Below are 25,076 nucleotides of genomic sequence, written 5' to 3'. Positions count from 1 at the left end.
TTACCGCCTGACCACCTTGCGCCCTTTCTGCACGGCGACGCCCTTGTAGCTTTCGGCCACGCGGCTGCCGCCCAGATTGTAGAGCGGTTCAGCCTTGCGGCTCTCCTCGGCTTCGGGAGAGGCGATGCCCGTGGGCTGGGAGATAAGGTCTCGCAGCTGTTCCTGGCTGAGCGCGTGGTTGTAGATGCGCACGTCGTCGAGGGCTCCGGCAAACAAAGGGTCGGTCCTGAACTGGCTTCGGCCCAGGTAGTTGAGCACGGGGTGGATGTCGCTGGGCTTGATGGTGACGCCCGTGGACGAACCGACGGCCTGCCCGTCCAGCCAGAGGGTGACGGTTCCGCCGCCAAGAGTGACGGCCACGTGGTGCCAGCTGTTGGCCGGGAACTTGGTCGGGGCATCCACGGTCTGCTCGTCTCCGCCGTCCTTGATGGCGAAACGCATGTTCGTGCCGTTGCTCGGCGTGAGGAACATGTACTGCGTTGTGCCGTTGCCAAAGTCGAAGAGGCGCGTCCAGCTCTTGCTGTTGTTGGTCCATTTGGCCCATAGGGCGATGGTCATTTCGTCCATGTCGCCCGCCTCGTAAGGCAGTTGCAGCCAGCCGGTACCGTTCAGTGCGAGGGCCTGGGCACCGACTTTGGCGTCGGTCTGATAGGCCGGAGCCTCAGGGCTGACGGCGTCCATCATGTTGGCTGACTCGTCGTTGATGCTGCCTTCAAACTGCCACGAGGCCACCATATCCTTGTCGTTGCCGGGCCTTGCCTGTATGGTCGTGCTGGGTTCGGAGGCATTGAGCGACTTGTCCACGGCCACCACCTTATATATATAGGTGGTGCCGGGGCGGCAAGTATTGTCTGTATAGGCGGTGGCGGCGATGCCGCGGGCGATGGTGTTCCACCCGTTCCCGTCGGCATTGGCGCGCAGAACGGTGTAGTTGTCCACGTCGGCGTCGGTGCTTGCCGTCCAGTTGAGCCTCACACTGGCCGATTGCGGCGTGGCCGTGAGCCCGGTGGGGGTGGTGGGTGCAGTGAGTTCTGTGGGTGCGTCTGTGGGCAGGAAGCGCCACAGCTGGCGGTCCAGGTTGGCGCCGGTGAGCAGACTACTCTGCACGATGCTGATGTTGCTCACCTTGCGGTTGGCGCGCAAACTGAGGTAAAGGCCGCTTTCACGGTTGCGGATGAAATAGAAGCCGTCGCCCGCATACTCCGTGTACCACTGCTCGTTGCTGGCATTCTGGGCGTTGTAGGGAATGACATTGGCCCCAGATTCCGTCGAGTTGTTGAGCACGTTCAGGTGTAGTCCAGTCGCGGGATTGGTGATGGTGTAGAAGCTGTAGTCGCCGCCGATGCGGTCGCTGGCCGGTGCAATGGCCCAGATGTCCTGCTTGCGGGGAGTAGCGGTGGGCGTGTAGCAGTTCTGAACAATGTCGTCTGTGCCGAGGGCGGCCACCAAACCCTGCGTGCCTTTGTTCATAATCTTGTACTCTCCGGCCGTGAGCGGCTTGCGCTCCACGTCCTCGCCGCTGGTGATATTGTACACGCGCTCGGCGTTGGTCTGGCCTGTTTGATAGCCTGTTCCGCCGGGATATTCCATGCGGAAGGCGCGCAAGGGGCCTTGACCGTCGAAGTAAACGTCGCGGTCGGGCGAGAGAAAGAGGTACGTGGAGTTGTTGGCCTGACGCTCGCTGCCGCCCACAAAGGCCTTGGCTTGGCCGGTGGCATCGTCTCGATAGACCGATGCTGCCGTCCACGTTGCGCGGTTCTCGGCATAGGCCAAGCGCGTGCCGTGGTTGCTGATGCGGCAAAATTCACCGCGGGCGCGGCTGTCGAATCCCCACCAGATGCCGGTCTTCATGCCATAATGGACGGCTATCATGGCCTCGCCCACGTTGTGCAGCTCGTCGGCGTAAGGGTAGTTGCCGTCGTCGACCACCTGTTTCCAGAAGTTGGCAAAGCTGTTGAACGACCCCGCCAACTGGTGCGTGTTGCCCCATGTGGCATAGGGTTTCACCCCGTTGTACCAGTTGGCGGCATGGTCATTGTTGAGCGTATTGCCGGCCGTGATGGCTATATTCTCGAACCGGGGGTAGTTTTCTTTCAGCAGTTTGGCTATTTCCTTGAAGTTGGCCAGCGTTCCCTCGTTCCACGGCGTATAGTCGGGCTCGTTGAAAGGAGACACCGCCACGACCTTGTGGGCGGGATATTTCTCCTGCATGTAGGCCACCGAGGCGTCGATAAGGCGGGCCCAGCGTTCGGGATTGGCCCTGTTGCCCGACGAGTAGTAGCTGTTGATGTATTGCGAAGAACCGTCGCCTTGGTCGGCGTTGAGCACGATGTCGAGGCTGTGACTTATCAGATTGATGGCTGCCGTCCGCCGTCGCAGCATGGTCTGCTGCGCCTTGGTGAGGGCGGTGTCACCCACCAGAGACTCGTTCATTTGGAAGCTGCTGCGGGCAATTCCCAGGTTTTCCCTGCCTATGAAATTGATGCCTTTGCGGATGTTTTGCTCGTTGAGCCAAGCCACGTCGAGGCCCCATCGGACGGGCAATTGCGTGCCGGTGGCCGACAAGGAGAACGGAACGGTGACCTGGGCGACGGGCCATGGGGTCAGAAACAGGCTGGAGCCGGGACGGTATTCCTGGGCCGGTGCCGCGGCACTGGCCAGCAGAAGACCGAGGGTGAGGAGAGTCTTGCAGGATGTCATGGGAGGAATGCGGTTGGGTTATGCGGTTGTCCTGCCGCGCAACAGGCGTTTTCTGCTGTGCGGCAGGACGTTGCTTGGTAGTGTGTTCAGGGCTTCTGCCATGCTGTTGCGCCCTTGTTCTTCTTCCATTCAAAGAAGAGTCCGAGGGCCATCAGCACCGCAAGCAGGCCATAGGCCGCGTAGGCCACGGTTTCTGTCCTGCGGATCGAGGACGGGTGGAAGTCGAGCGCGACGGTGTGTTTGCCTGGTTTGAGGTTGATGGCACGCAGGATATAGTTGACGCGCCCCAGTTCGGCGGGCTGCCCATCGACGGTGGCCGTCCAGCCAGGATAGTACACTTCGGAGAACACCAGCACGCCACCCTTGTCGGAGTTCACCTCGTAGCTGAGGGCATTGGGGGCATAGGTCTTCAGTGTGGCCATGGACATGCTGCCCTGTTGCACCGACTGGCCGAGCTGTTGGGCGAACCGTTTGTCGGCCACGGCCTCGTGGCGCAGGTTGATTTTACCCACGGCGGCAATCTCGGCATTGGCATTATCCACGTAGTCCACCTTGTCCACGAACCACGCATTGCCGTAGGCATAGGGGTTCTGGATGGGCACGGTTTGGCCGTTCTGCAGGCCCATGATGATGTATTTGGCGTTGAGCATGTTGATGACGGGGTAGATGGAGTCGCCGTTCACCTTGGTCATGTCGCCACCGGCACCGGCTATCGCCGGAATCATCTTCCGCATTTCGGGCGAGATATAGGCGTCGATCATCTCCTGATAACGCCGCAGCTTGGCTGCGTGGTAACCGCCGATGCTCTTGTGATAATACGATGTTTCGTTCTCGTTGAACGTGTTGGAGGCCAGATTGAGCACGCGATAATCGAGGCCCTTGTCCTTGAGAATCTGTTGGTCGGTAGCCGTCATCGGCTGCGGAGTGTCGCGCACACTCTTCTCCACAAACATGCCGTCGTTGAGATAACGCTTGTTGACCTGCCACATATCGACGAGACAAAGCAGCGCGATGCAGCCCACCAGGAACTTCGCATTGAGGCGTTTGGCCCGGTAAAGCCAGAGCAGCAGCGAGCCCGCGAGGATGACAAGCAGCGACCGCAGGGCGTCGGCGGCAAAGATATACTTGCGCACACTCACGAGGTTGGCCTTGAATCCCTCCACCCATTGCCGGGCTTCGGCACCCTGCTGGGCTATCTGGGCGAACTGCTGCGACTCGGCAGTCGAAATGTAATCGGGGAAGAACAGTCCCGGCGCCAGCCAGAACAGCAGGGCGAATCCGCCGGTGAGGGCGAAGCTCAGATAGAGCCATCTGGCCTTTTGCTTCAGGATTTCGGGCTCGTCCACTATCTTCTTCAGGGCGAGCATGGCCAGCAATGGGATAGTGAACTCGGCTATGACGAGGATGGAAGCCACCGTGCGGAACTTGGCATACATGGGCACATAGTCGAGGAAGAAGTTGGTGAAGTCCATGAAATTACGGCCCCACGAGAGGAGAACAGACAGCACCGTTGCGGCGAGCAGTGCCCATTTCATGGGCCCTTTGACGATGAACAGGCCGAGAACAAAGAGCATCAGCACGAAAGCCCCCACGTAGACGGGGCCGCTTGTGCCGGGCTGCTCGCCCCAATACTGGCCTATCTGCTGATAGGCCTGCACGAAATTGGGGTCGGCCTTCTCCATGGCCGTCCTGTTTTGGCTCATGGGAACGCTGGCCCCGCCCTTGACATTGGGCACGAGCAGCGTCCAAGTCTCGCCGATGCCATAGCTCCACTGCGTGATGTAGTCGCGGTCGAGGCCGCTGGAGGTCTGGTTGGCGGCATTCTTTTTCACCAGTTCACTCTTGCCGCGCATGCTCTCCTGCGAGTACTGCCACGTGTGGTAGAGGTTGGAAAGATTAATGCAAATGCCGATGGCTGCACCGGCCATGGCCACAAGCGAGGCTTTCCAGAAGCGGGCCATCCGGCGTTCGCGAATGGCCTGGACAAGCCAGGCAATGACCATGAAGAGGATGATGAACAGGTAATAGTAGGTCATTTGCACGTGGTTGGCGTTCACCTCGAAGGCCGTAAAGATGGCCGTCACGATGAATCCCCACAGAAATTTGCCCCTGTAGGCCAGTACAAGGCCGCCGATCATAGGCGGCAAATAGGCCAGTGCCATCACTTTCCAGATGTGGCCCGCGGCTATGATGATGAAGAAATAGCTGGAGAAAGCCCAGATGACGGAGCCCAGCACGGCCAGGTATTCACGGAAGTTGAAGGCGCGCAGCAGAATGTAAAAGCCCAGCAAATAGGCAAAGACATACCACACATAGTCGGGCAGACCGAGGTGGTAGACGGTGATGACCTTGCTCAACACGTCGGTGCTGTTGTACGAAGGAGCCGTCTGATAGGTGGGCATGCCGCTGAAGGTGGCGTTGGACCAGCGGGTGCGCTCGCCCGTTTGCTGCTGATATGCACGCGCCTCTTGGGCGGATCCGCGGCCAGCCGACGAGTCGTGCTGGTAGAGAATGCGCCCTTCAAGGTCGGCGGGCATAAAGTAAACAAAGGAAATGACGGCGAAAAGCACAATCGCCAGAACGTCTGGCAGGCATCTCTTGAGTGTTCCCATGATTTGTGATAAACGTTTATTTTTGCTTCGATGGTTACCGCATAATGCTGCGCAAAGGTAGATAAATTTCGCCGAAAAGTTAAAAGTTAAACGTTAAAAGGTGCAATATGCCGCCGTTTTTGTAACTTTGCAGCCATGAAGAAGATAGGAATTATCGTGGCGATGGACAAGGAATTTGCGCAGCTGCAGACCTTGCTCGAGGCTGCCCGCACGGAGCGTCGCCACGCAAAAGACTTTGTGACGGGCCGCATGGGCGATGCCGAGATTGTCATGTTGCAGTGCGGCATCGGCAAGGTGAACTCGGCCATTGGGGCCGTGGAGCTCATCAACGCCTTCCATCCCGACCTCGTTGTCTCCACCGGAGTGGCCGGCGGGGCCAGCGTAGAGCTCAATCCGCTCGACGTGGTAGTGGCCACAGCCTGTGCCTATCACGACACATATTGTGGCCAGGAGGTGGAGTTTGGCCAGGTGATGGGGCTTCCCGCCCGCTACACAGCCCCGCCCGAGCTGGTGGAGCGCGCCCTCGAGCTCGACGCAGACGGCCGTCCGGGTCGGGTCTGCAGCGGGCTCACGGTGAGCGGCGACTGGTTTGTGGACAGCCGGGAGAAGATGCAAACCATCCTCGACCGCTTCCCCGAGGCCATGGCCGTGGACATGGAAAGCTGCTCCATTGCCCAGACCTGCCACCTCTATCACACACCCTTCATCTCGTTCCGCATCATCAGCGACGTGCCGCTCAAGGACCACAAGGCCGCCCAGTACTTCGATTTCTGGAGCCGAATGGCCGACGGGAGCTTCAGCATGACCAAGACATTTCTACAGAAAATCATTTAAAAACAAGACCGTATGGACAAGATTCCCTCTTTCACCATCGACCACACGCGACTGCTGCGCGGCATCTACGTGTCGCGAAAAGACGTGGTGGGCGGCGAGACCATCACTACATTCGACATCCGAATGAAAGAACCCAACCGCGAGCCCGCGCTTCACAACGGCGCCATCCACACCATGGAGCACCTGGCCGCCACGTATCTGCGCAACGATGCCGAGTGGAAAGACCGCGTCGTCTACTGGGGCCCCATGGGCTGCCTCACGGGCAACTATCTGCTGCTGCGCGGCGATTTAGAGTCGGCCGACATCGTGGAGCTCATGAAACGCACGTTCCGTTTCGTGGCCGAATACGCCGGCGACATCCCCGGCGCCGCCCCGCGCGACTGCGGCAACTACCTGCTTCACGACCTGCCCATGGCCCGTTGGGAGGCCCGCAAGTACCTCGTCGAGGTGCTGGAACGCATCCAACCCGCCAACCTCGCCTACCCGAAATAAGGGGGCGAGGGGTGGAAATATGCCCCGTTTTTGGCGTTTTTACTTTCCGTTTTACCCGCTTTTTATTATCTTTGCACCGAAGTAAAAACGTGATCATCATGACTTACACCATTGAAAAAGTAACCACACTCATCGGAGCACGCCGTTATGGCGACCGCGATGCCAACGTGGGCTTCCTGCTTACCGACAGCCGTTCGCTCTGCTTTCCCGAGGAGACGCTGTTCTTCGCCCTGAAGTCGCAGCGCAACGACGGTCACAATTACATCCCCGAACTCTACCGACGCGGTGTCCGCAACTTCGTCGTGGCCGATGTTCCGGCCGGTTATGCCGTGGACTATCCCGAAGCTAACTTCCTGCGGGTGGTCAACACACTGGAGGCCTTGCAGCGGTTGGCCGAGCGCCACCGCGACGAGTTCAACATCCCCATTGTGGGCATCACGGGCTCCAACGGCAAGACCATGGTCAAGGAGTGGCTCTACCAGCTGTTCTCGCCGGGGCTTCATGTGACGCGCAGCCCGCGCAGTTACAACTCCCAAATAGGCGTGCCCCTGTCTGTTTGGCTCATGGATGAGCAGACGCAGGTGGGAATCTTCGAGGCCGGAATCAGCGAGCCCGGCGAGATGTTGGCCCTGCGCGACATCATCCAACCCACCATTGCCGTGCTCACAAACCTGGGTGCAGCCCATCAGGAAAACTTCGATTCGATGGAGGACAAGTGCCGCGAGAAGCTGATGCTCTTCCATGATGCCGAGACCGTGGTGTATCACGCCGACGACGAAAACGTGGCCCGCGTGGTGGCCGAATTCCGCAGCAAGGGCGAGCGTCTCTGCTGGTCCACGCAGGATCGGCGGGCTCCGCTGTTCGTCAAGTCGGTGGCGAAAGGGGAGGGCAGCACCACCGTCACCTATATATATAAAGGTGGGGCGGAGGCCAGCTACAGCATTCCCTTCATCGACGACGCCTCCATCGTGAACTCCATCGTGTGCGCCGCCGTGGCCCTGCACCTGGGACTGGACGCCCGGCAGCTCGCCGAGCGCATGCCGCAACTGGAACCTGTGGCCATGCGTCTGGAGGTAAAGGAGGGCCGCCATGGCTGCACGCTCATCAACGATTCCTATAATTCAGACATCAACTCGCTCGACATCGCCCTCGACTTCATGAACCGGCGACCCGACCACAAGGGCCGTCGGCGCACGCTCATCCTGAGCGACATCTTCCAGAGCGGCGATGAGCCCGAACGGCTCTACAAGGAAGTGAGCGACCTGGCCCGCAAGCGCGGCGTGGTGAAGTTCATCGGCATAGGCCCTGTGCTCTCCGCCCATGCCGACGAGATACAGCTTTCCGAGAAATTCTTCTTCTCCACCGTGGAGTCGTTCATCCGCAGCGAGGTGTTCAGGAGCCTGCGCGACGAGGTGATTCTGCTCAAGGGCGCACGCCAGTTCGGCTTCGACCGCATCACCGAGCTTCTTGTGCAAAAGGTGCACGAGACCGTGCTCGAGGTGAATCTCAACGCTGTGGTGAAGAACCTGAACCACTACCGCTCCTTCATGCACCCCGAAACCAAACTCGTGTGCATGATTAAAGCCGACGCCTACGGGGCCGGAAGCATCGAGATTGCCAAGACCCTGCAGGATCATCGCGTGGACTATCTGGCTGTGGCCGTGGCCGACGAGGGAGCCATGCTGCGGGGCAACGGCATCACGAGCAACATCATGATTATGAACCCCGAGCTCTCGGCCTTCAAGACCATGTTCGACTACGACCTGGAGCCCGAGGTCTACTCTTTCCGCCTGCTCGATGCCCTGATACGCGCCGCCGAAAAAGAAGGCATCACCGGCTACCCCGTACACGTCAAGCTCGACACGGGCATGCACCGGCTGGGCTTCGATCCCGAGCACGACATGGACGAGCTCATCGGCCGTCTGCGCCGCCAGAACGCCATCATCCCGCGGTCGGTCTTCTCCCATTTCGTGGGGGCCGACAGCGACGGTTTCGACGAGTTCTCGGCCCGTCAGTTCCAGCTTTTCGACAAGGCCAGCCGGCGGCTGCAGGCCGCTTTCGACCACAAGATACTGCGGCACATCGACAATTCGGCCGGCATCGAGCACTTTCCCGAACGCCAGCTCGACATGTGCCGCCTGGGATTGGGCCTCTATGGCATCGACAGCCGCGACAACAGCATCATCAACAACGTGTCTACACTGAAGACCACCATCCTGCAACTGCGCGAGGTCAAGGCGGGCGACACCGTGGGCTACAGCCGCAAGGGTGCCATTGCCCGCGACAGTCTCATCGCGGCCATCCCCATAGGCTATGCCGACGGACTGAACCGGCACCTGGGCAACCGCCGCGGTTACTGCCTGGTGAACGGGCAGCGGGCCGAATACGTGGGCAACATCTGCATGGACGTGGCCATGATCGACGTGACCGGCATTGCCTGTCAGGAGGGCGACAGCGTGGAAATCTTCGGCGACCATCTGCCTGTCACCGAGCTGAGCACTGCCCTCGACACCATCCCCTACGAAGTGCTCACCGGCATCAGCAACCGTGTCAAGCGCGTCTACTTCCAGGATTGACGGGGTGGGGCGGCGCCCCATTTGTTGCCGCCGCCCCCTCGCGCCACTGCGAAGCCGCCGCTCCGTCTCTTCGATTCCGAAGCCTTGCTCTCTCGATTCCATGGTCTTGCTCCATTGATTCCAAAGCCTTGCTTCTGTCAATCTGTTGTTCAGGCTTGGCGATGAGGCCGTTATCGTGCTGCGATTGCGCCGTTTTCGCATTGCGATTACACCGTTGTCGCGATGCGTTTTCACCGTATTGGTTCTGCGAAACCACTGTTTTCGCCAGGCGAATAGTGCGGCGGCGTTCTCGCTTCGGCATCCGGCTGCATGGCGGCCGGCCCGCGGTCGTGTGTCCATGGCGCGTAGAAGTGCCCGCCCGCCCGGGCCCGTGTCGGGGCGGTGGCCCGTTGGCGGCAAAGTGTCAAAACATGCAATTATTTGGCGTTTCCCTGCGCCGAACCAATTATTTTTAGTAAATTTGCGCCAAGTTGTTGCTAAAACAATCTATCAAAAAAGAATTATGGAAAATGTATTTAGCTATATCATCAGCTTGGGAGCAAGCGTGATGATGCCTATTATCTTCACCATCATTGGGCTGTGCATAGGCATGAACTTCGGTAAGGCGTTGAGATCGGGCCTCTATGTGGGCGTCGGTTTCGTGGGACTGGGCATTGTGACAGCCCTGCTCACCACCAACTTCAGCGACCCGCTGACGCTGATCTCGCAAATCTACCACCTGCAACTCAACGTGTTCGACATGGGATGGCCGGCCGCCGCCGCCGTGGCCTACAACACGGCAGTGGGTGCACTCATCATCCCCATCTGCCTGGGCGTGAACGTGCTGATGCTGCTCACCAAGACTACGCGCACGGTAAACATCGACTTGTGGAACTACTGGCACTTCGCCTTCATCGGCGCCGTGGTCTATTTCGTGTTCGGCGAGAATCTGGTGTGGGGCTATTTTGCCGCCATCGTGTGCTACATGTTCACGCTGGTAGTGGCCGACCTCACGGCCTCCAAGTTCCAACGCTTCTACGAGGGCATGGACGGCATTTCCGTGCCGCAGCCTTTCTGCCAGAGCTTTGTGCCCTTCACGCTCTGCATCAATTGGGTGCTCGAGCGCATTCCCGGCTTCAACCGTCTCGACATCGACGCCGAGGGGCTCAAGAAGAAGTTCGGCGTGCTGGGCGAACCGCTCGTGCTGGGTGTCATCGTGGGCGCACTGATTGGCCTCGTGGCCCAGCTCGACGTGAAGAAGACGCTCTTTCTCGGTGTGACGATGGGTGCCGTGATGGAACTCATTCCCCGCATCACCAAGCTGTTTATCGACGGTCTGATGCCTATCTCGGAGAAGACCAAGGAGCTGGTGGACAAGCGCTTTCATGGCAAAAAGGTGTATATCGGCATGAGTCCGGCCCTGGTCATCGGCCATCCCACCACGCTGGTGTGCACGCTGCTGCTCATTCCCACCTATCTGGTCATCGCCGTGGTGCTGCCCGGCAACCAGTTCCTGCCCCTGGCTTCGCTGGCCGGCCTGTTCTATCTGTTCCCGCTGATGCTACCCTATACCAAGGGCAACGTGGTGCGCACCTACCTTGTCGGCCTGGTGGCGTTGCTGCTGGGGCTGTGGTTTGTCACCATCATGGCGCCCGACTTCACCCAGGCTGCCGCCACCGTGTTCCGTGAGACGGGTGACAAGGCCGCGCAGGTGCCCGAGGGTTTCGAGGCCGGCAGCATGGACTTTGCCAGCTCGCTCTACGGCTTTGTCATCTACGCCGCCTGCAAGTGGGGGGCCTACATCGGTGCCGGCGCCCTGCTGCTGGCCACGCTGGGCATGATGCTCTGGAACCGTCGGCTCATCCTCAGGGATGAGAAACTGCAGGCCGAAAAGGCCCTCTGAGCCCTGCCGGCATGTCGATACGATAGAAACGAAAAGACCATACAACCATCGTGAGGCCCCGCGGGCCTCCCTTTAACCGAACGAACAATGAAGAAAACATTCATGACAATCGCACTGTGCCTCGTCGGCGGAATGGCCATGGCACAGCAATGCTGCAACAAGGGTTACGAGGTGAAGGCCGAAAACGCCTACACCCACTACAATGTGCGCTGGGCTACAGGCCCCGACGACGCTAAGCATTACACCACCGACCGACTGCGCAAGGAGTATCTCATCGAGAAAGTGTTTGCTCCCGGCGAGGTGAACTGGACCTACACGTTCTACGACCGCTTCCTCATCGGCGGTGCAGAGCCCACGGCAGCTCCGCTGAAACTCACCTCCATCGCCCCGCTCTATGTGGACGAGAGCAAGGGCACGAACGGCCGCAACCTGCTCGACAACCGCGAGCTGGGTATCATTAACATTGGCGGAGAGGGCACGGTGACGGTGGACGGCAAGAGCTATACGCTCGGTTTTCAGGAGGCACTCTACGTGGGCCGCGGGGCCAAGGACATCGTGGTGGCCAGCAAGAATGCCGCCGAACCGGCCAAGTTCTACCTGAATTCGGCCTGCGCCCACGCCACTTACCCCACCAGGAAAGTGACGCTGAAAGAGGCCAACAACATCAAGGCCGGCAGCCTGAAAGAGAGCAATGACCGCGTGATTCACCAGATGATTATCGACGGCGTGGCCGGCGTGCACACCTGTCAGCTCCAGATGGGCATCACCGAACTCAAGGAGGGCAGCGTGTGGAACACCATGCCCGCCCACACGCATACCCGCCGCATGGAGGCCTATATGTACTACAGGGTGCCCCAGGGCCAGAAAATTCTGCACGTGATGGGCGAGCCGCAGGAGACGCGCCCTATCTGGATGAACAACGAGCAGGCCGTCATCTCCCCGCAGTGGAGCGTGCACTGCGCCGCCGGCACCAGCAACTACACCTTTATCTGGGGCATGGCCGGAGAAAATCTGGTCTATACCGACATGCAGGTTGTCGGCATTCCCAACCTCGAATAAACTTCAAACACTGAAGAATAAAAACTATGTCTACGATTCAAACCAACAAAATGTCGAACTTCCGCTGGGTGATTTGTGCCCTGCTTTTTCTGGCCACGACGGTCAATTACATGGACCGTCAGGTGCTCTCGCTGACGTGGAAGGATTTCATTTCGCCCGAATTTCACTGGACCGACAACGACTATGGCACCATCACGGGCCTCTTTTCCATCTTCTATGCCATGACCAACCTCTTTGCAGGAAAGTTCATCGACTGGATGGGCACTAAGAAAGGCTACCTCATTGCCATCTTCGTGTGGTCCACAGGAGCCGTAATGCACGCCGGCTGCGGCTGGGTGGCCATGCAGATTGAGGGCTACGGTTCTATCGAAGCCCTGCGTATGGTGCAGGCGGGCAGCGACGCGGCGGTGGCCATTGCCACGGTGAGTGTGTATCTGTTTCTGGCCTGCCGGCTCATCCTCGCTGCCGGCGAGGCCGGCAACTTCCCGGCTGCCATCAAGGTGACGGCCGAGTATTTTCCCAAGAAAGACCGCGCCTTCTCCACCTCCATCTTCAACAGCGGCGCCTCCATCGGGGCCTTGGCCGCCCCGGCCACCATCCCCCTGCTGGCCCGTGCGCTGGGCTGGGAGTGGGCCTTTGTCATCATCGGCGTGCTGGGCTATGTGTGGATGGGCCTCTGGATCTGGCTCTACGACAAGCCCGCCAAGAGCAAACACGTGAATGCGGCCGAGCTGCTCTACATCAATCAGGACAGCGACGACGAGGCCGCGCCGCTTGACACACCGGCGGCCGACGCCCCCGAGGCCGAAGAAAAGGTCATTGGTTTCTGGCGTTGCTTCACGTTCCGGCAGACCTGGTCGTTCATTATGGGCAAGCTGCTCACCGATGGCGTGTGGTGGTTCTTCCTGTTCTGGGCCCCCGCCTACTTCTCCGACCAGTATGGCTACACGTCAGACTCGACCATGGGCATCCTGCTCATCTTCACGCTCTATGCCATCGTGACGGTGCTGAGCATCGGTGGAGGCTACCTGCCCACCTACTTCGTCGACAAGAAAGGCATGAATCCCTACATCGGCCGCATGCGGGCCATGCTCATCTTTGCGTGCTTCCCCGTACTGGGTTTGCTGGCCCAACCCATGGGCACCTTGAGTCCTTGGTGGCCCGCCATCATCATCGGACTGCTGGGAGCCGGGCATCAGGCCTGGTCGGCCAACCTCTATTCCACCATCGGCGACATGTTCCCCAAGTCGACCATAGCCACCATTACCGGCATCGGCGCCATGGCGGGCGGCCTGGGTTCGTTCCTCATCAACAAAGGTTCGGGCATGCTCTTCACCTATGCCGAGGGGCAGGGTGAGGCGTTCCGCTTCATGGGCTTCGACGGGAAGCCGGCCGGCTACATGATTATCTTCTGCATCTGTGCCGTGGCCTACCTCGTGGGCTGGGTGGTGATGAAGACACTTGTGCCGAAGTACAAGCCCATTGTGGTGGAATAAAACGGAAAGCGGGCCGGCACTTCGGGTCTACTTCAGGTTGTAGACCAGCGAGGTGCCGGCCATAAAGGGGCGACCTTGCTGCCCCATCTTCTGCACGGATACGAAGTAGTAGGCCATATACTTCGTGTCCGTGGTGTTTTTGGTCCACAGCTCCCAGGTGAAGCGGCCCTTGGTTATGGCGGCCTTCAGGTTGAGCAGGGCGTAGAAAGGTTGCTTCATGGCATTGTCCTCGCGCCAGTAGATGGGGCCCGTGCCGGTGAGGTTGGCGTGGAAACTCAGCTTGTTGAGCCCGCGGAGGGGGTTCCACAGGGTGTAGCCGGCGTCGAGAGACAGGGTGTGGCGGGGTACCATGGGCAGCATGTTGCCCGTGTAGTCCTGGGTGCCCATGTTGCCGTTGAGCATCTGGGCGTAGGTGTAGCCGTAGTTGGCCTGTAGCAAGAGGCCCTTGGCGGGGTTGGCGTGGAGTGTCAGCTCGAAGCCCTTGCTGTTGCTGTGGCCCACGTTGCGCACCACGTTTCCCTTGCCGGGAAAGGTGATGGGGAGTTGCTGGTGCTTCCAGTCCACGTAGAAAAGGCTGGCCTCGACGGAGACACGGCCGCCCGGAAAAGCCAGTTTGGTGCCCAGCTCGTAGTTCCAGGTGTATTCAGGATCGTAGGAACGGTCGGCTTCGGTCTCGATGACACTGTTGAAGCCACCGGCCTTAAAGCCCCGGGCCACCGTGGCGTAGGCGATTTGCTCGGGGGCGAAGAGATAGTTCAGCGTGAACTTTGGCGTGAATTGCGACGAGTGGCTGTGCCCACTGAAAGTACCGGTCTGCTTGTGGTCGGCGGTGTTGCCAAGGGGTGCCAGCCAGGTTTCGTTGTCTATTTTGGCGTCTTCGTAGTCGTAACGCAGACCGATGGAGGCCGAAAGCCCCCGGTAGATGTCAAGGGTAGAGACATGGTATGCGGCAATGCCGCTGGTGGGCAGTCCGTTGACCAGCCCGAGAGTTTGCTTGCGCGCCACGTAGTCGATGAGCGTGGTGTAGTCCTCTTTCTGGTAGAAGCCGAAAGCTCCGGCAATCCATTGGTACCGCATGCCGCCCTTGGAGCGCAGCGTGAACTCTTGGCTCACCATGTTCTGGTGGAGTGGCATGACGGCATAAAGTTGGTTTTGATTGGTATAGTCTTGGTCTGTGGCCATCTTGTCATGGCTGTGCTGGAATGAGGTCTGGCTGCTGAAGCGTGCGCGTCGGCCCTCATATTGCCAGTTCATGCCCGTGCTGACGACCGTGCGTTTGTAGCCCGACCCGCGGTCGTAGCTCACCTGGCCCAGTGCTCCGGCCTCTTCGTCGTAAATGGCGTAGGGGTAGCCTTTCTGGACGGTGCGGTCAAAACTGAAGGTGTAGCGCATGAGCCAGTTCTGCGTGGGCTTCCAGGCCAGCCCCAGTCTGACGGTTCCGTTGTCGGTCTTGTTGGCTTTGCTGTTCAGGTAAATGTTGCGGATGTAGCCGTCGTTGTGGTGGTAATTGCCCGCTATGGACAGGCCGAGGCTGCGGCAGAGCTTGTTGTAGGTGGAGGCGGCCACCTGCAAGTCGTTGTAGGTTCCATAGGTTATTTTGGCCGTGGTGTTCTGGTAATCCAGCGGCGAGTGGGTGTAGATGTTGATGAGGCCGGCCGTGGAATTGCGGCCGAAGAGCGTGCCTTGGGGGCCACGCAGCACCTCTATCTTGCTCACGCCGAAGAGGTCAATGTCGAGCACGGAGCGGTTGAAGCTGGGCATGCCGTCCACGTAGACGCCCACGCTGGGCGCGTTGATTTTGGAGCCGATGCCGCGGATGTAGATGGGAGAAGACTGTCGCGAGCCGTAGTCGGGCATGTAGAAGTTGGCCATCATTGAGCTCAGGTCGCGCAGATCCTGCAGTTCGTTGGCCTGGATGAACCGGCTGCCGATGGATGTCTGGGAAATGGGGGAGACGGATTCGCGGTCTTGCTTGAATCCGATGACGGACACTTCGTTAAGGTCTTCGCCGACTCTCACGGAGTCGGCAGGCTCTGCAAAGGCAGGTACGGCGAGGCTTAGGCCGTACAATAAAAGGAAAGGTCTCAGCATGATGGGTCTCAATCGAGTTCTTGTTACGCGCCTGCAAAGGTACGGCAACCCTCCGATTCATGCCATCCTAATTAATAATGATTGTTTAAAGGCCGGGCAGAGCCTGTGTCGCGGCTCTATTTCGCGGCTATGTCTTTATTGTAGCAGCGGTGCCGGCGGTGCTGTTCGGCATCCAGATACTGCCATTGGCTGAGCACGCCCGTGTTGGTTTCCATCTGCGGCATGGCTTCGGCCCACTTGAATCCGTAGCGTCGATACCAGTCGATGAGGTCGTTGAAGATGAGTGCATTGGCGCCCTTGGCCCGGTATTCGGGCAGTACACCGATGAGCAACAGGTCAACGGTGTCGGTCTTGTGCCACTTCAGGATGCGGAGCATGTGCCACCATCCAAGGGGCAGCAACCGGCCGTCACGGGTCTTTTGCAGGGCCCGCGAGAACGAAGGGAACGAGACACCGAACGCCACCATGCGGTCGTCGTGGTTGGCATCCACCACGCAGGTCACCAGATTCAGGTCGGCCAGCTTGATGTAGTCGTTCACAAGTTTGACTATCTGCCGCTCGGAGAGCTGGGCAAACCCATACAAATCTTTATAGGTAAGGTTGAGAATGCGGAACAGTTCGTGGCCTTTGCCTCCGTGGATGAAGTCGTGTCGGTTGTACTTGCGCACCTGCAGGTTGTACCGTTTCTCGATGAACTCAGCTGTTTTGGCAAACTTGGGTGGTGTCACTTTCGGCACCTGGATGTGAAATTCCACCCAATCGTTCTCCTTGGCAAACCCCATTTGCTCCATGTGGCGGGGGTAGTAGTCGTAGTTGTAATTGATGTACATGGTGGAGAGACGGTCGAAACCCTCAACGAGCATGCCCTCGCGGTCCATGTCTTCAAAGCCTAGCGGGCCTCCGATTTCGGTCATGCCCTTGCTGGCTCCCCACTGTTCCACGGCCAGAATAAGGGCTTGCGACACCTCCATGTCGTCCACAAAGTCGAGCCATCCAAAGCGCACACGCCGGCGGCCCCACTGCTGATTGGCCCTGTGGCTGATGATGCCGGCCACGCGTCCAACCACCTTTCCCTCGCGCATGGCCAGGAAATACTTGGCCTCGCAGGAGTCGAACGCCGGATTCTTGTCCTTGCGCAGCGTGTTCATTTCCTCGCCGAAGAGGAACGGAACGGCATTGTTGCAGCCGCGGTACAGGTCGTAACGGAATTGGATAAAAGTCTTGAGTTGGGCGCGGGTCTCCACGCTTATGATGTCAACACTCATTGTTGATGTTGTTAATTGATGGTTATCCATGGGCAGCCACGGCTTTCCGATGGCGGCAGCCCGGCGGAGGGTTAAAGGAATCCCTGGCTTTTCAGTGCGTCCAGCATGCCTTGCGACATGGCTTCGTTGTCCTTGCGCGTGTAGCGGATGTCGGTAAACACTTGGGCCAAAGTCTCCTTTTGGTTGATTTCCACAAAGTGTTGGTTCTCGGGCAAGGCCTCTTTGGCCCCGTAGCAATCGTCGATACGCTGGGGCGTATAGTCCTTGTAGGTCTCTTCATGAACGATTGCACGCAGGGGCAGCCGGTCGCTTTGGGGAGGGGTTTCGTCGGGCCAACCTAAGGTGATGGTGGCCACGGGGAATACCAATCGCGGCAGTCTGAGGGTGTCGATAATGAGTTGCGGCATGTAGACGGTGGTGCCCAGGAAGCAGGTGCCCAGCCTTTCGGCCTCGGCCAGATTGCAGAATGTCTGACAATATAATAAGGTGTCGGTGGCCGCATTCATGAAACTCAGGAAGTTGTCATAGCCTGGTTGTGCCTTGCGCTGCTCGGCCCAAAGCGACGTGCGTCGGAAGTCGGCGCAGAAAGTGAGCACTACCGGTGCCGCTGTTACCATGGGCTGGTTGAAGTGTGCCGGGGCCAACTTCTCTTTCATGGCCGCCTCACGGGTCACCACCACGCTGTAGAGCTGTAGGTTGCCCATCGTGGGCGTGCGGAGGGAAGCCTCAAGCAATTGGTTGAGCAAATCGTTGGAAACCTCTTGCTGGGTGTATTTTCTAATCGTTTTACGTTGTAGAACGCTTCTCATTTTGGTGAATTTTGTTGATGCAAAGTTAGCCAAAATATCCTAAACGGGGCAACTTTTCGGGCAAATATATCGGTAATGTTGTCCCGTTATCATAAAAGTTTTGTAGCTTTGCAACGCTAATTCATTAAAAATAAATACAGCAACATACATGAAGGAAGAACCAAAGACATATTCTTACGATGAGGCTTTCGAGGCCTCATTGAAGTATTTTGGAGGTGACGAGCTGGCTGCCCGGGTGTGGGTGAACAAATATGCCATGAAGGACAGCTTCGGCACAATCTACGAGAAGTCGCCTGAGGACATGCACTGGCGCATTGCTAACGAGATAGCGCGCATAGAAAAGAACTACAAGAACCCCTTGGATGCGCAGCAAATATTCGATTTACTCGACCACTTCCGCTATGTCGTGCCGGCCGGAAGTCCCATGACCGGCATCGGCAACAACCATCAGGTGGCCTCGTTGAGCAACTGTTTCGTGATTGGTTTGGACGGTGATGCCGACAGCTATGGCGCCATCTTGAAGATAGACGAGGAGCAGGTGCAGCTCATGAAACGTCGCGGAGGTGTGGGCCACGACCTGAGCCATATCCGGCCGAAAGGTAGTCCGGTCAACAATTCGGCCCTCACATCGACGGGCCTGGTGCCGTTCATGGAGCGGTACAGTAACTCCACACGCGAGGTGGCGCAGGACGGACGGCGGGGCGCTCTCATGCTCTCGGTGAGCATCAAGCACCCGGATTCGGAGGCCTTTATCGATGCCAAGATGACCGAGGGCAAGGTGACGGGTGCCAATGTCAGCGTCAAAATAGACGACGCTTTCATGCAGGCCGTTGTCGAAGACAAGCCCTACGTGCAGCAATTTCCCATTGATGCAGCCTCTCCCAAGGTGCGCAAGGAGATCGCTGCCCGCCAGTTGTGGGATAAAATAGTGCACAATGCCTGGAAGAGCGCCGAGCCCGGTGTGCTCTTTTGGGACACCATTCTGCGCGAGAGCATCCCCGATTGCTATGCCGATCTCGGCTTCCGCACGGTGAGTACCAACCCTTGCGGAGAGATTCCCCTGTGTCCTTATGACAGCTGTCGGCTGCTCTGCCTCAACCTTTACAGCTATGTAGACAAGCCGTTCACCAGTGAGGCCACATTCGATTTCGCCAAGTTCGCCCGGCATGTACAGCTTGCACAGCGCATCATGGACGACATTGTGGACCTCGAAATGGAGAAAATAGACCTCATCATGGAGAAGATAAAGCTCGACCCGCAGAGCGATGAGGTGAAGCGTACAGAGTACCATCTTTGGGAGAAAATCAAGCGCAAGAGCGGCATGGGCCGCCGCACGGGCGTGGGCATCACGGCCGAGGGCGACATGATTGCCGCCATGGGGTTGCGCTACGGCACGCAGGAGGCTACCGATTTTTCGGTGGAAGTGCACAAGAATCTGGCCATCAATGCCTACCGTTCTTCGGTTACACTGGCCGAAGAACGCGGTGCTTTCGAGGTGTTCGATGCCGAACGTGAGAAAAACAACCCTTTCATCAACCGTCTGCGAGAGGCTGATCCCCAGCTCTACGACGACATGCTGAAGCATGGCCGCCGCAACATCGCCTGTCTTACCATTGCTCCTACCGGCACCACCTCGCTCATGACGCAGACCACCAGCGGCATCGAGCCGGTGTTCATGCCCGTTTACAAGCGCCGCCGCAAGGTGAACCCCGGCGACACCGACGTGCATGTCGACTTTGTAGACGAGGTTGGCGACTCCTTCGAAGAGTACATTGTCTACCACCAAAAGTTCCTCACCTGGATGCAGGTCAACGGCATTGATGCCACCAAGAAATACTCCCAGGACGAGATTGACCAGCTCGTGGCTCGCTCTCCTTATTATAAAGCCACTGCCAACGACGTGGATTGGCTGATGAAAGTACGTATGCAGGGTGCCATTCAGAAGTGGGTTGACCACAGCATTTCGGTCACCGTCAACCTGCCAAACCACGTAGACGAGGCCCTCGTCAACAAGCTCTACGTCGAAGCCTGGCGTTCCGGATGCAAGGGTTGCACCATTTATCGCGATGGCAGCCGCTCGGGCGTGATGATTGCAGTATCGAAGAAAGACAAGAAGAAAGAGAAAGAACACCAGGAGACTCCCGAGCCCATCACGGCCGCTTCGTTCACTCGTCCGCTCGTGCAGGAGACGCGCCCGAAGGAACTCGACTGCGATGTGGTGCGCTTTCAGAACAATAAAGAGAAGTGGGTGGCCTTTGTAGGGCTGCTCGATGGCTACCCTTATGAGATCTTCACGGGCCTGCAGGACGACGACGAAGGCATCGTGTTGCCCAAGACAGTAGTCAAGGGAAAGGTCATCAAACAGACCAATGAGGACGGCAGCCACCGCTACGACTTCCAGTTTGAAAACAAGAGAGGCTACAAGACCACCGTGGAAGGGCTGAGCGAGAAGTTCAATCCCGAGTACTGGAACTATGCTAAACTTATCTCCGGCGTACTGCGCTACCGCATGCCTATAGACCATGTTATCAAGCTGGTGAGCTCTCTTCAGCTCAAGGACGAGAGCATCAACACTTGGAAAAATGGCGTTGAACGTGCCCTGAAGAAGTATATCGTGGACGGCACCAAGGCCAACGGACAGAAGTGTCCGGTCTGTGGACAGGAGACGTTGGTCTATCAGGAGGGATGTCTCATCTGCACCAACTGCGGTGCCAGCCGCTGCGGATGATGCGTCTTCAACACAGTGCCATTCACCTGCGGGGCCTGCGCTTCCATGCCCGCCACGGTGTGGAGGCGCAGGAACGCCTCACGGGCAACGACTACGAAGTGGACCTTTGTCTCCACGTTGACGTGTCGCGGGCCATGGAAACCGACGATGTGGCCGACACCGTGAACTACGGCGAGGTCTATCGGATCACGGCCGCCGAGATGCAAGTGCCCTCCCGTCTGGTCGAGCATGTGGCGGCGCGCATCGGCCGCCGTCTCATGCACGCGTGGCCGTCCATTGCCCGTCTCGACATCAATCTGACCAAACTCAACCCGCCCATGGGGGCCGACTGCCGGGGAGCGGGCGTAGAATTACATTTAATAAATGATAAAACGGAAAGCCCTCTTTAGGTTTTCCCCCCGATTTTCACTAATTTTGCAAAACATTTGGCCCTTTCGGCGTATGCAGGGCCCATTTTAGAGTTGCGTAATTGATATGCTGAAAAAGGTATTTCCACTCCTTGCCCTCGTGGCTTTCACCCTTATGGCCCGTGCCGCCAGCCCTCGTTTCACGCTGGTTATCGATGCCGGCCACGGTGGCAACGACCATGGAGCGCCGGGTGCCTTTTCCAAGGAAAAAGACCTCACCCTCAAGTATGCGCTGGCCCTGGGCCAGATGGTCGAGGCCAATTGTCCCGACGTGCGTGTGGTCTACACCCGCAAGACCGATGTCTTCATCCCCCTGCACGAACGGGCCGGGATAGCCAACCGCAACAAGGCCGACCTCTTTATCTCCATCCACATCAACGCCCTCGACGGCATCCATACCGCCCACGGCTTCCAGAGCTACACGCTGGGGCGCGGCGAGCGCACGGGCGACAAGGGTCTGCGCGAGAATCTCGATGTGGCCAAACGCGAGAATTCCGTCATCTTTATGGAGAAAGACTACAAGACGGTTTACCGCGGATTCGATGCCAGCTCAGCCGAGAGCGACATCATGTTCGAGTTCATTGCCGACAAAAACCGCGAGCGCAGCGTGGAGCTCTCGCGGCTGATGCAGCGCGAGGTGTGCCGTGCCACGGGCCGTCAGGACGGCGGTTCGCACCAGAACAACCTGGCCGTGCTGCGCCTCACCTCCATGCCCTCCGCACTGCTGGAGCTGGGTTTCATCTCCACTCCTGACGAAGAGGAGTTCCTCAACTCGGACGCCGCCCTGCCGCTCTACGCCAAGGGCATGTACAACGCTTTCATTCTCTACAAGAACAAGTACGACGACAACATCACTGTGCCCTATCGCAGCAGCGATGCCGACCGGTCGGGGCAGGTGGTCGACGTGCCCGCCGTGCTGCCCGCCCCGGCCCGCCAGGCTCCCTCCAGGCCGCAACCGGCCCCCACGAGCCCCCGCCCGGCCCCGGTGCGTGCGGCTGTGCCGGCGTCCAAGCCCGATGAAGCCCGTCCGGTTTTCAAGATACAGATACTCTCCTGCACCGCACACCTGGCTCCCGGCGACAAGCGTCTCAAGGGACTCGACGGCTGCGAGTGCTTCGAGGAGGGAGGCGTCCGCAAGTATACCTACGGTGCCAGCAACAATTATAACGAGATCTACCGCTTGCGCAAGCAGATACTCGAGAAGTTTCCCGAGTGTTTCATCATCGCCTTCAAGAACGGAAAGAAGATGGATGTGAACCAAGGCATCCGCGAGTTCAAGGCCAACCGGTAGTCAAAAGAGCAGATTATGAAGTTTTTTACCAAAGAAGTCAAGATTGCGATAGTCGCCATTGTCGGCATCGTTTTGCTGTTCTTCGGGCTCAATTTCCTGAAGGGCATGTCGCTGTTCTCCAACGACAGCTCCTATTTCATCAAGTTCCGCGACATCAGCGGTCTGTCGGCTTCCAACCCCATCTATGCCGACGGCTACCAAGTGGGTGTGGTCAAGGGCATCGACTACGACTACGAGGGCAACGGCGAGGTGGTGGTCCGCTTCGATGTGGACAACAACCTGCGCATCCCCCGCGGCTCCTCGGCCGAGATTGTGAGCGACCTCATGGGCAATGTCAAGATGAACCTGCTGCTGGCCAACAACCCGCGTGACCGCGTGGAGCCGGGCGACACGCTGGTGGGAGCCATCAACGGCGGCCTCATGGGCTCCATCGGCGCCCTGATGCCCACCGTGCAGCAGATGCTGCCCAAGCTGGACAGCATACTGGCCAGCGTCAACGCGCTGCTGGCCGACCCCGCCCTGGCCCGGTCGCTGCACAATGTAGAGACCATCTCGGGCAACCTCACCACCACCACGCGCAGCCTCAACACCCTCATGGCCGGGCTCAATGCCCGCATGCCGGGCCTGATGAACAAGGCCGACGCGGCCCTGGCCAAGGCCGGGACAACGCTCGACAACACCTCGCGCCTGACGGAAAACCTGGCCGCCGTCGACGTGCAGGGCACCATGGCCAAGGTAGACCGGACGCTGGCCAACGTGCAGAGCATCACCGACCGCCTCAACAACGGCGAGGGAACACTGGGGCTGCTCATGAACGACCCCGCCCTCTACAACAACCTCAACGCCACGATGCAGAGCGCCGACTCGTTGCTGGTCAACCTCAAGGCCCATCCGTCGCGCTACGTGCACTTCTCGCTCTTCGGGCGCAAGAACAGGTAAATGCCCAGGCGGGCACGCCGTGGACGGCCGCGCGGACGGGTGAAAGTTGTGTTTTTTTAACGTTTTGCCCAAGCCGTCCCTAATCTTCCCACACTAAGCAAGTTAGATGCCGAACGGCCTTTACGGGCTTTTCGGCATCATTTGTGTGGGCCGGAAAACTTTGCTAAATTTGCAATCGCAATAAGACTAAGAGCCGCCGGCACTCGGTGGAGCAGGTCCTAAACCTCCTTTTGCACATGAAAGTGAACGCGGATGCCCGCTGGGGCAGGTCTCTCGCACTGATTCGAGAGAATGTCTCCGAGCAGATATACAATACTTGGTTCAAGCCCATCGTCTTCCAGTGCTTCGACGAAGCCGACAAGACGGTGCACATTTGCTTGCCCAGCCCCTATGTCTACAACTATCTTGAAGAGAAGTTTATCGGGCTGTTGGGCACGGTATTGGAGAAGTGTTTCGGGGCCGGCATCCACCTGACCTACCATGTAGTGACCGACAAGGAGCACAACCTCTCGCAGGACATTGCCTCCGACATGGCCGATGCCGTGGAGCAACCCGCCCCCCGCAGCCGGGCCAACCAGAGCCCCACGGTGCTCGACGCCGCGCGTCCGCAGCAAATCGACTCCCAGCTCAACCCGCACCTCACTTTCAACAACTATATCGAGGGCGACAGCAACAAGCTGCCACGCTCGGTGGGCATGTCCATTGCCGAGCACCCCAACACCATGCAATTCAACCCGATGTTCATCTACGGGCCGTCGGGCTGCGGCAAAACCCACCTCATTAATGCCATTGGCGTGCACGCCCGCCAGCTCTATCCGCAGAAGCGCGTGCTCTATGTCAGCGCGCGTCTGTTTCAGGTTCAGTACACCAATGCCCAGATGCAGAACAAGATCAACGACTTCATCGGCTTCTATCAAACCATCGATATGCTCATCGTGGACGACATCCAGGAGTGGGCTACGGCCGTGAAGACGCAGGAAACGTTCTTCCACATCTTCAACCATCTCTTCCGCAACGGCAAGCGCATCATCCTTGCCTCCGACCGTCCGCCCGTTGATCTCAAGGGCATGCCCGACCGTTTGCTCACCCGTTTCTCCTGCGGCCTCATCGCCGAGCTCGAGAAGCCCAACACGCAGCTCTGCATCGACATCCTCGAAAACAAGATTCATCGCGACGGCCTCAAGATTCCGCGCGACGTCGTACAGTACATTGCCGAGACGGCCAGCGGCAGCGTTCGCGACCTGCAGGGCGTCATCAACTCGCTCATGGCCTATTCCATCGTCTACGACTGCAACGTTGACATGCGGCTGGCCGAGCGTATCATCAAGCGCGCCGTCAAGGTGGACGACACGCCGCTCACCGTCGACGACATTATGGACAAGGTGTGCACCCACTACAACGTCACCGTGGCCCAGGTCAACTCCAAGAGCCGCAAGCGCGACTTTGTGACGGCCCGCCAGGTATCGATGTACCTTGCACAGAAGTACACCAAGATGCCGGCCAGCCGCATTGGCAAGCTCGTGGGCAACCGAGACCACTCTACCGTGATTCACAGTTGCGCGCAGGTGGAGAAGCGCATGCAGGTGGACGGGGCATTCAGCGAGGAAATGATGAGCATCGAGAATTCTTTCAAGCTCAAGGGGTAGCCCCTTGAGCTTTTTTGTTGCACGAGCCGTCCATTCACGTTTTTTCCATGAAAAAGCCCCTGGCCGTTGGCCAAGGGCTGGGTTTTGGCGGCCGTACACGGGGTGTGGCCCTGCAAGGTGAATCGCCATGGCTGTTTTGCCGTGTCGCAATGGCGGTGCAGCCGTGTCGCGATGGCGGTGTAATCGTGTTGCGATTGCGGTGTAACGGCGCGGCGATTACGCCGTGACGGCGACGCGTTGACGGCGCAA

16 protein-coding genes are annotated in these 25,076 nt (G+C 58.6%); 11 read left to right on the top strand and 5 right to left on the bottom strand.

From position 1 onward, the window contains the following. Positions 1 to 2,700, bottom strand: coding sequence for a LamG-like jellyroll fold domain-containing protein (locus L888_RS0104450; RefSeq protein ID WP_027952006.1), 2,700 nt, complete (start codon positions 2,698 to 2,700; stop codon positions 1 to 3). Between the two features lie 86 nt (positions 2,701 to 2,786). Further along, complete coding sequence (locus L888_RS0104445) at positions 2,787 to 5,312, bottom strand: YfhO family protein (RefSeq protein ID WP_027952005.1); 2,526 nt, start codon at positions 5,310 to 5,312, stop codon at positions 2,787 to 2,789. A gap of 135 nt (positions 5,313 to 5,447) precedes the next feature. Here L888_RS0104445 and L888_RS0104440 point away from each other — a divergent pair, with 135 nt between their 5' ends. The 6 genes from L888_RS0104440 (at position 5,448) to L888_RS0104415 (ending at position 13,651) form a co-directional block, all read left to right on the top strand. Then, a complete protein-coding gene (locus L888_RS0104440) occupies positions 5,448 to 6,146 on the top strand; it encodes a 5'-methylthioadenosine/adenosylhomocysteine nucleosidase (RefSeq protein WP_027952004.1) in 699 nt (232 codons plus the stop codon). Positions 6,147 to 6,158: 12 nt separating this feature from the next. Then, complete coding sequence (locus L888_RS0104435; protein ID WP_027952003.1) at positions 6,159 to 6,638, top strand: S-ribosylhomocysteine lyase; 480 nt, start codon at positions 6,159 to 6,161, stop codon at positions 6,636 to 6,638. Positions 6,639 to 6,736: 98 nt separating this feature from the next. Next, positions 6,737 to 9,214, top strand: a complete 2,478-nt coding sequence (locus tag L888_RS0104430) for a bifunctional UDP-N-acetylmuramoyl-tripeptide:D-alanyl-D-alanine ligase/alanine racemase (RefSeq protein WP_027952002.1) — start codon at positions 6,737 to 6,739, stop codon at positions 9,212 to 9,214. 502 nt (positions 9,215 to 9,716) lie between these two features. Further along, a complete protein-coding gene (locus tag L888_RS0104425; RefSeq protein WP_005846077.1) occupies positions 9,717 to 11,096 on the top strand; it encodes a PTS galactitol transporter subunit IIC in 1,380 nt (459 codons plus the stop codon). A gap of 87 nt (positions 11,097 to 11,183) precedes the next feature. Continuing rightward, a complete protein-coding gene (kduI, locus tag L888_RS0104420) occupies positions 11,184 to 12,155 on the top strand; it encodes a 5-dehydro-4-deoxy-D-glucuronate isomerase (RefSeq protein WP_005846079.1) in 972 nt (323 codons plus the stop codon). 26 nt (positions 12,156 to 12,181) lie between these two features. After that, entirely contained in the window at positions 12,182 to 13,651 is a 1,470-nt protein-coding gene (locus L888_RS0104415) for an MFS transporter (protein WP_005846081.1), read from the top strand. Between the two features lie 27 nt (positions 13,652 to 13,678). Here L888_RS0104415 and L888_RS0104410 read toward each other — a convergent pair whose 3' ends face one another. The 3 genes from L888_RS0104410 to L888_RS0104400 form a co-directional block, all read right to left on the bottom strand. Then, on the bottom strand, positions 13,679 to 15,742 hold the full coding sequence (locus L888_RS0104410; RefSeq protein WP_027952001.1) for a TonB-dependent receptor: 2,064 nt from the start codon (positions 15,740 to 15,742) through the stop codon (positions 13,679 to 13,681). A 116-nt stretch (positions 15,743 to 15,858) separates the two neighbouring features. Further along, complete coding sequence (locus L888_RS0104405) at positions 15,859 to 17,007, bottom strand: hypothetical protein (protein WP_015310583.1); 1,149 nt, start codon at positions 17,005 to 17,007, stop codon at positions 15,859 to 15,861. Positions 17,008 to 17,078: 71 nt separating this feature from the next. Next, a complete protein-coding gene (locus L888_RS0104400) occupies positions 17,079 to 17,816 on the bottom strand; it encodes a nitroreductase family protein (protein WP_027952000.1) in 738 nt (245 codons plus the stop codon). 148 nt (positions 17,817 to 17,964) lie between these two features. Here L888_RS0104400 and L888_RS0104395 point away from each other — a divergent pair, with 148 nt between their 5' ends. The 5 genes from L888_RS0104395 (at position 17,965) to dnaA (ending at position 24,827) form a co-directional block, all read left to right on the top strand. Continuing rightward, entirely contained in the window at positions 17,965 to 20,544 is a 2,580-nt protein-coding gene (locus L888_RS0104395; RefSeq protein WP_027951999.1) for an adenosylcobalamin-dependent ribonucleoside-diphosphate reductase, read from the top strand. After that, positions 20,544 to 20,933 (top strand): dihydroneopterin aldolase, encoded by a 390-nt coding sequence (gene folB, locus L888_RS0104390; protein WP_027951998.1) that lies wholly within the window; start codon positions 20,544 to 20,546, stop codon positions 20,931 to 20,933. Before L888_RS0104395 ends, folB begins: the two co-directional genes overlap by 1 nt. 85 nt (positions 20,934 to 21,018) lie before the next feature. Beyond that, entirely contained in the window at positions 21,019 to 22,242 is a 1,224-nt protein-coding gene (locus tag L888_RS0104385) for an N-acetylmuramoyl-L-alanine amidase (RefSeq protein WP_005846093.1), read from the top strand. A gap of 15 nt (positions 22,243 to 22,257) precedes the next feature. Further along, positions 22,258 to 23,181, top strand: a complete 924-nt coding sequence (locus tag L888_RS0104380; protein ID WP_027951997.1) for an MlaD family protein — start codon at positions 22,258 to 22,260, stop codon at positions 23,179 to 23,181. 236 nt (positions 23,182 to 23,417) lie between these two features. Beyond that, positions 23,418 to 24,827 carry a chromosomal replication initiator protein DnaA gene (dnaA, locus tag L888_RS0104375; RefSeq protein ID WP_015310327.1) on the top strand — a complete coding sequence of 470 codons (1,410 nt, stop codon included), beginning with the start codon at positions 23,418 to 23,420 and terminating at the stop codon, positions 24,825 to 24,827. Positions 24,828 to 25,076: the final 249 nt, after the last annotated feature.

Origin of the sequence: Hallella seregens ATCC 51272 (assembly GCF_000518545.1) — a bacterium.
Classification (GTDB): Bacteria; Bacteroidota; Bacteroidia; order Bacteroidales; family Bacteroidaceae; genus Prevotella; species Prevotella seregens.
This window is presented reverse-complemented; position numbering and strand designations above follow the sequence as displayed.

What these genes read in the sequence shown, in the direction of transcription:
- L888_RS0104450 (WP_027952006.1), bottom strand. Translation starts at nt 2,700, where the DNA reads ATGACATCCTGCAAGACTCTCCTCACCCTCGGTCTTCTGCTGGCCAGT.
- L888_RS0104445 (WP_027952005.1), bottom strand. Translation starts at nt 5,312, where the DNA reads ATGGGAACACTCAAGAGATGCCTGCCAGACGTTCTGGCGATTGTGCTT.
- L888_RS0104440 (WP_027952004.1), top strand. Translation starts at nt 5,448, where the DNA reads ATGAAGAAGATAGGAATTATCGTGGCGATGGACAAGGAATTTGCGCAG.
- L888_RS0104435 (WP_027952003.1), top strand. Translation starts at nt 6,159, where the DNA reads ATGGACAAGATTCCCTCTTTCACCATCGACCACACGCGACTGCTGCGC.
- L888_RS0104430 (WP_027952002.1), top strand. Translation starts at nt 6,737, where the DNA reads ATGACTTACACCATTGAAAAAGTAACCACACTCATCGGAGCACGCCGT.
- L888_RS0104425 (WP_005846077.1), top strand. Translation starts at nt 9,717, where the DNA reads ATGGAAAATGTATTTAGCTATATCATCAGCTTGGGAGCAAGCGTGATG.
- kduI (WP_005846079.1), top strand. Translation starts at nt 11,184, where the DNA reads ATGAAGAAAACATTCATGACAATCGCACTGTGCCTCGTCGGCGGAATG.
- L888_RS0104415 (WP_005846081.1), top strand. Translation starts at nt 12,182, where the DNA reads ATGTCTACGATTCAAACCAACAAAATGTCGAACTTCCGCTGGGTGATT.
- L888_RS0104410 (WP_027952001.1), bottom strand. Translation starts at nt 15,742, where the DNA reads ATGCTGAGACCTTTCCTTTTATTGTACGGCCTAAGCCTCGCCGTACCT.
- L888_RS0104405 (WP_015310583.1), bottom strand. Translation starts at nt 17,007, where the DNA reads ATGAGTGTTGACATCATAAGCGTGGAGACCCGCGCCCAACTCAAGACT.
- L888_RS0104400 (WP_027952000.1), bottom strand. Translation starts at nt 17,816, where the DNA reads ATGAGAAGCGTTCTACAACGTAAAACGATTAGAAAATACACCCAGCAA.
- L888_RS0104395 (WP_027951999.1), top strand. Translation starts at nt 17,965, where the DNA reads ATGAAGGAAGAACCAAAGACATATTCTTACGATGAGGCTTTCGAGGCC.
- folB (WP_027951998.1), top strand. Translation starts at nt 20,544, where the DNA reads ATGCGTCTTCAACACAGTGCCATTCACCTGCGGGGCCTGCGCTTCCAT.
- L888_RS0104385 (WP_005846093.1), top strand. Translation starts at nt 21,019, where the DNA reads ATGCTGAAAAAGGTATTTCCACTCCTTGCCCTCGTGGCTTTCACCCTT.
- L888_RS0104380 (WP_027951997.1), top strand. Translation starts at nt 22,258, where the DNA reads ATGAAGTTTTTTACCAAAGAAGTCAAGATTGCGATAGTCGCCATTGTC.
- dnaA (WP_015310327.1), top strand. Translation starts at nt 23,418, where the DNA reads ATGAAAGTGAACGCGGATGCCCGCTGGGGCAGGTCTCTCGCACTGATT.